The following is a 5579-nucleotide window of genomic DNA, read 5'->3' on the forward strand; positions in this document are numbered from 1 at the left end:
ACGGTCACCCGTCAGCTGCATACCGTCACCCGAGTCACCCGCGAAACGGATGATCACCCGGTCGACACGGCGGATCTCCTTGCCGGCACCATCGGGCCGAGGCGCGCTGCGCTGCTCACCGATGGCCCCGCCGGCCCCGTCGGCCTGCTCGGCCGGGCTACTGACCTGGCTGGTCACTGAACTGGACCTCCTTCGAGGCGCGGGCGTTCACTCCCAAGGCCAACCCTACGTCCGCGACGTCATCCGTCCCTGGGCCGCCCGCATTCTGGACCGCCCCGCGCGGGGCGGTCTTTCCGACAGACGTCGTGCTCTATGCGCAATATTCCAAATCACCCGGCCGTCGGACGGCGGCGCCGCCGCGTGGCTTACTGACAGACTGTCAGTCGATCAAGACCTGAGGTAGGTCAGAACCGCCAGTACGCGCCGGTGATCCCCGTCACTCGGAGACAGACCCAGCTTCATGAAGATATTGCTGACGTGCTTCTCCACGGCCCCGTCACTCACCACGAGCTGCTTGGCTACAGCGGAATTCGTCCGTCCCTCCGCCATGAGTCCGAGCACCTCGCGCTCCCGCGGGGTCAGACCGGCCAGGACGTCCTGCTTGCGGCTGCGGCCCAGCAGCTGCGCCACGACCTCGGGATCCAGGGCCGTACCCCCCTGGGCCACCCGGACGACGGCGTCCAGGAACTCGCGCACGTCGGCCACGCGGTCCTTCAGCAGGTAGCCCACCCCGGTGGTGGAACCGGCCAGCAGTTCGGTGGCGTACTGCTCCTCGACGTACTGCGACAGCACGAGCACGCCGATGCCGGGATGGTCACGGCGCAGCCGGACCGCGGCCCGTACGCCCTCGTCGGTGTGCGTCGGCGGCATCCGTACGTCGGCCACCACCACATCCGGCAGCGCTCCTTCGGCCGCCAGGTCCGCCACGGTCTTGAGGAGGGCTTCCGCGTCCCCGACGCCCGCCACGACGTCATGCCCCCGGTCGGTCAGCAGCCTGGTCAGGCCCTCACGGAGCAGCACTGAATCCTCGGCGATGACGACCCGCACCCTGTTGTCCACGTTGAGAAGCTCCCGCCCACTCGCATACCCACTCGGCATGCAAGCATCCCAGCCGAAGCCCCGGTTCCGGTCCGTCCGGGATCAAGGCCGGGGCGGAAGCCCGCCCCGTACCGGCGTCAGGCCCGCCAGGGCAGCTCCGCCGTCACCGTCGTACCCCGGCCCTGAGCCGAGTCCACGACCAGGACGCCGTCCACGGCGTCCAGCCGCTCCGCGAGCCCGGCCGAACCGCTGCCCTCGGCGTGGCCGTCGTCCGCGACGCGGATCATCAGCCGCTGCCCGGACCGCCACACGTCCACGCTGGCGCTGCGCGCGCCCGCGTGCCGGCCGACGTCCTCCAGCAGCTCGGACACCGTGAAGTACGCGATCCCCTCGATCGCCGGCGCGGGCCGGGCCGGCAGGTCCACCTCCACCCGTACGGGAACGGCGCACCGCGAGGCCACCGAGGACAGCGCCGCGTCCAGCCCCCGGTCGGTCAGGACGGCGGGATGGATCACCCGGGCCAGGTCCCGCAGCTCCCGGAGCGCGATCTTCACTTCGCCGTGCGCCTCGTCCACCATGCGGGCGGCGGCCCGCGGGTCCTCGGCCAGCTTCTCCTTCGCCAGCCCCAGGTCCATGGCCAGCGCCGCCAGCCGCGCCTGCGCCCCGTCGTGCAGGTCGCGCTCGATGCGCCGCAGATCGGCCGCCGCCGTGTCCACGACCACACCGCGGTCGGACTCCAGCTCGCTGACCCGGTGGTCCAGCCGGGAGGGACCGAGCAGCCCGGTGACCAGGACCCGGTCGACGGCCACCAGCCCCCGGACGACCCACGGCGTGACCAGCGTGAACCCCAGCCCGACCGCGCCCGCCGCGGCGATGGCCAACGGCGAATCCAGGTAGAAGGTGTAGTCGCCGTTCTGGAACAGCTGCAGTCCGGGCTGGCGGGTGAAGGCCGGAAAGACCCAGAACCAGAGCGGGTACAGCAGCATGCCCCACCCGTAGCCCCACAGCACGAGCGCGAGGCAGGAGGAGAACACCGCCCAGGGGAAGTGGATCACCGAGTACAGCACGTGCCGCCAGGCGCTGCCGCTCTTCAGCAGCGCCCCCAGCGCGGCCGGCACCCCGCGCTCCGCCGCCCGCACCGGCGCCGGATCCCCGACCGGCACCCGCAGCAGCCCGCGCACCCGGGCCCGTTCCACGTATCCGAACCCCCGGCACATCGCGAGCACCCCGGCCAGCACCGGCACCCCCACGAACGTCACGAGCAGCCCGGCCCCGGTGGTCACCCCCGCGAGGGCGAGCCCGAAGTACAGCGTGCTCAAAGGCAGCCCGACCAGCAGGAACAACAGCTCCCGCCACATCCGCCCCGCCACGGGCGCCAGCAACACGTCCCGACCCGTCCGCATATCCCCGACCCACTTCCATCCCGTCCGGCAACCCCTCCACCCTCCGCCGCACGGGGTCCCGGGAACCATCCGGCGGGTCGGCGTCCCGGACGGGGGGTTAACCCCACCCGATGCGGCCCCGCCCAGGCGCCCCCCCCGGTCGACCCCTACGCGCGGCCGCGCCACGGCAGCTGCGCCACCACCACCGTCCCCGCCCCCGCGGCGGACTCCACCACGAACCCCCCGTCAACCGCCCGCACCCGCTCCGCGAGCCCCGCCAGCCCGCCCCCGCCGGACGTCCGCGCCCCGCCCCGCCCGTCATCCGCGACGCGGATCAGCAGGCGCTCCCCCTCGCGCCACACCTCGACGCTCGCCTCCCGCGCCGCCGCGTGCTTGCTCACGTTCTGGAGCAGCTCCGACACGGTGAAGTACGCGATCCCCTCGATCGCCTCCGCCGGCCGCTCCTGCAGCCGCACCGACACCTTCACCGGCACCAGGCACCGCGCCGCCACCGACGACAGGGCCGCGTCCAGTCCCCGGTCCGTCAGTACCGCCGGATGGATCCCCCGCGCCAGGTCCCGCAGCTCCTGGAGGGCGAGCTTGACCTCGCCGTGGGCCTCGTCGACCATCGCCGCCGCGCCCTCGGGGTCCTCCAGCAGCTTCTCCTTGGCCAGGCCCAGTCCCATGGCCAGCGCCACCAGCCGCGCCTGGGCCCCGTCGTGCAGGTCGCGCTCGATGCGCCGCAGGTCGGCCGCCGCCGTGTCCACGACGACCCCGCGTCCCGACTCCAGCTCGGCGATCCGCCGCTCCAGCCCGTCGGAGGGGCACAGCAGGCCGCGTACCATCAGCCGGTCGAAGTTCGCCAGCAGCCGCACGACGTACGGCAGCACCGGCCAGAGCAGGAACAGCCCGACAAGGGCGATACTGAAGGTCAGCACCCCCCAGGGCAGCCGGACCAGCTCGAACAGCACGGTCCGCCACGCCACCGGGTCCTTGATCCCCGACCACAGCCAGGGGAAGAACCCGCCGGAGCGCCGCGGCCCCGGCAACGGGCTCGGCTCGTCGACGCGCACCCCCAGCAGGGCCCGCGCCCGTACGCGTTCGAGCACACCCAGCTGCCGGGACAGGTACAGGCCGGCCAGCAGCACCGGCAGGCCGATCACCGTCACCGCCAGCCCGCCCGCCGTCGCAAGCATGACAACCGTGTAAACGAAGCCGATCAACGCCACCGGCAGATTGAGGAGCAGGTAGGCGATCTCCTTCCACGTGGACCCGTCGAAGGCGGGCCGGACGGGAGGGGGAGCGGGGGCATGATCGTTCGCGGTCATGCGGCCCAGCCTGCCAATTCCACCCCCGCAAAGCCATGGGGTGACCAGGCGGGAGTAAACGGGGGGTAACCCCACCCTGTGCGGGCCAGGGCCTAGACTCCCGTCCGTACCAGATCATCGAGAACGTCGACAGTGGCCGAGGAGCGAGGAACGGACGTGCCCGGACCAACGGTATCGAGCGGGACCGTGACCGCCGCGGACTACTTCCACGGCTACGCGGCCGTCGGCCTGCTCGCCGTCCTCGGCGTGCTCTTCGTCGCCGTGGCCTTCGGCGCCGGCCGGCTGCTGCGGCCCGTGGTCCCGACGCCCGAGAAGCTGCTGACGTACGAGTGCGGTGTGGATCCCGTGGGGGAGGGCTGGGCGCACACCCAGGTCCGCTACTACGTCTACGCGTTCCTCTACGTCATCTTCGCCGTCGACTCGATCTTCCTCTTCCCGTGGGCGACGGTGTTCGCCGCCGCCGGCTACGGCGCCACGACCCTGGTGGAGATGTTCGTCTTCCTGGGATTCCTGGCCGTCGGCCTGCTCTACGCGTACAAGAAGGGCGTCCTCGAATGGACGTGACACCGGCTGCCGTGACACCGGAGCCCGTTTCCCTCCCGGAACCCAGGAGGCTGGGGGTCCTCTCCCGCCTGGCGCCCGAGCCGATGAAGGTGGTCCTGAACTGGGGCCGCCGCTACAGCCTGTGGGTCTTCAACTTCGGCCTCGCCTGCTGCGCGATCGAGTTCATCGCCGCGTCCATGGCGCGGCACGACTTCATCCGGCTGGGTGTCATCCCCTTCGCGCCCGGCCCGCGCCAGGCCGATCTGATGATCGTCTCGGGCACGGTGACGGACAAGATGGCCCCGGCGGTCAAGCGGCTCTACGAACAGATGCCCGAACCGAAGTACGTCATCTCCTTCGGCGCCTGCTCCAACTGCGGCGGCCCCTACTGGGACTCGTACTCGGTCACCAAGGGCGTCGACCAGATCATCCCCGTCGACGTCTACGTGCCGGGCTGCCCGCCGCGCCCCGAGGCCCTGCTCCAGGGCATCCTCAAGCTCCAGGAGAAGATCGCTCGGGAGTCGCTGGCCGAGCGGTACGCGGACCGGCCGTCCGTCGCGCAGCTCACCAGCGGCCTGGTGACGCCCCCGCCCGCGCCGGGAGGCGGCGCGTGAACCCCTATGACTCCCTCCCCGACGCGGCCCCGACCGTCTTCGGCGCCGAGGCCGTGGCCTCCGTCGCCTACGACGTCCTCACCGTCGACGTCCCGGCCGGCTCCTGGATCCCGTCGCTGGAGATCGCCCGCGACAAGCTGGGCTGCACCTACTTCGACTGGCTGAGCGCGGTCGACGAGCCGGGCACCGGCTTCCGGATCTGCGCGCACGTCGTCGCCCTGGAGGGCGGCCGCGTACGCCGCCTCCTGCTGCGCACGACCGTCCCGCACGCCTCCCCGTCCCTCCCCTCGGCGGTCGCCGTCTACGCGGGCGCGGCCTGGCACGAGCGCGAGACGTACGAGATGTTCGGCGTGGTCTTCACCGACCACCCGCACCTCGTGCACCTCCTGCTCCCCGAGAACTTCGAGGGTCACCCGCTGCGCAAGGACTTCGTCCTGGCGGCGCGCGTCGCCAAGGCGTGGCCCGGCGCCAAGGAGCCGGGCGAGGCGCACGACCCGGACGCGCCCAAGCGGCGCCAGATGCTCCCGCCCGGAGTCCCGGACCCGAACGAGTGGGGCCCCCTCAAGGGCCAGCTCCCCCCGGCCCCGGCCCGCCCGGCCCGGCCCTCCACCGCAGGGTCTTCCCCGAACCCCCGCCGGCCGACGTCGTCCGCGCCGAACTGGACCGGCTCACCG

6 protein-coding genes are annotated in these 5579 nt (G+C 72.3%); 3 read left to right on the forward strand and 3 right to left on the reverse strand.

What is annotated here, in order from left to right; all coding sequences use genetic code 11:
* Window positions 1–387 precede the first annotated feature (387 nt).
* The 3 genes from WDV06_RS36025 to WDV06_RS36035 form a co-directional block, all read right to left on the reverse strand.
* Window positions 388–1047, reverse strand: coding sequence for a response regulator transcription factor (locus tag WDV06_RS36025; protein ID WP_395514029.1), 660 nt, complete (start codon window positions 1045–1047; stop codon window positions 388–390).
* A 128-nt stretch (window positions 1048–1175) separates the two neighbouring features.
* Window positions 1176–2441: a sensor histidine kinase gene (locus tag WDV06_RS36030; RefSeq protein ID WP_395514024.1), complete on the reverse strand. Its 1266-nt coding sequence runs from the start codon at window positions 2439–2441 to the stop codon at window positions 1176–1178.
* Between the two features lie 146 nt (window positions 2442–2587).
* The gene (locus WDV06_RS36035) at window positions 2588–3748 is read right to left on the reverse strand and encodes a sensor histidine kinase (RefSeq protein WP_395514025.1); all 1161 of its coding nucleotides are present in this window, start codon (window positions 3746–3748) and stop codon (window positions 2588–2590) included.
* A 156-nt stretch (window positions 3749–3904) separates the two neighbouring features.
* On the opposite strand from WDV06_RS36035, the gene WDV06_RS36040 reads away from it, so the two are divergent.
* The 3 genes from WDV06_RS36040 to WDV06_RS36050 all read left to right on the forward strand — a co-directional run.
* The gene (locus WDV06_RS36040; RefSeq protein WP_395514026.1) at window positions 3905–4312 is read left to right on the forward strand and encodes an NADH-quinone oxidoreductase subunit A; all 408 of its coding nucleotides are present in this window, start codon (window positions 3905–3907) and stop codon (window positions 4310–4312) included.
* Window positions 4303–4905: an NADH-quinone oxidoreductase subunit B gene (locus WDV06_RS36045; protein WP_395514027.1), complete on the forward strand. Its 603-nt coding sequence runs from the start codon at window positions 4303–4305 to the stop codon at window positions 4903–4905. The genes WDV06_RS36040 and WDV06_RS36045 overlap by 10 nt, the downstream gene beginning before the upstream one ends.
* Window positions 4902–5579 (forward strand): NADH-quinone oxidoreductase subunit C (locus WDV06_RS36050; protein WP_395514028.1); only part of this gene is annotated, 678 nt, incomplete at its 3' end. The genes WDV06_RS36045 and WDV06_RS36050, both read left to right, overlap by 4 nt.

The organism is Streptomyces racemochromogenes (assembly GCF_044129415.1).
GTDB lineage: Bacteria > Actinomycetota > Actinomycetes > Streptomycetales > Streptomycetaceae > Streptomyces > Streptomyces racemochromogenes_A.

Excerpts from the sequence above, each read along its gene's own strand:
- WDV06_RS36030 (WP_395514024.1), bottom strand. The coding sequence starts at position 2,441 with ATGCGGACGGGTCGGGACGTGTTGCTGGCGCCCGTGGCGGGGCGGATG.
- WDV06_RS36035 (WP_395514025.1), bottom strand. The coding sequence starts at position 3,748 with ATGACCGCGAACGATCATGCCCCCGCTCCCCCTCCCGTCCGGCCCGCC.
- WDV06_RS36045 (WP_395514027.1), top strand. The coding sequence starts at position 4,303 with ATGGACGTGACACCGGCTGCCGTGACACCGGAGCCCGTTTCCCTCCCG.